Below are 427 nucleotides of genomic sequence, written 5' to 3'. Positions count from 1 at the left end.
CTTCAGCGTTGGCGGCCCTCCACGCTCGCGTCGTCGCCCAAGGAGGCCGCCCCAACGCGGAGATCAAACCAGCGTGTTAATGATCGGCAAACCCTTAGGACCGCCCTACCCCAAACCCTCGGGTGGGAGCGTTTCGCGCCCGGCCTGAGACAAGGACGGGGACACCCCGCCCGAGCGGCCGGTTGTTGACCCGTCCCAACGCAGTTTGACGCGTCTCAGGGAGGTTGATCAGCCTGGTGCAGGGCGCCTGCCGCTGCCCGGGTGCGGCCGGAAGGCGGCGGCGGCCTGCCGACCGGCCGGGCTCGTACGAACGCGGCGGGGGGGGGCCCCCCCCCCCGGGGGGGGGCCCCCCCCCCCCCGGGGGGGGCCCCGGGGGGGGGGGGCGGGGGGGGGGGGCGGGGGGGGGGGGCGGGGGGGGGGGGGGGCC

Source organism: Kitasatospora sp. NPDC101801, assembly GCF_044766665.1.
Classification (GTDB): domain Bacteria; phylum Actinomycetota; class Actinomycetes; order Streptomycetales; family Streptomycetaceae; genus Kitasatospora.
The sequence above is the reverse complement of the archived record's forward strand: the minus strand, read 5'-3'. Positions refer to the sequence as shown.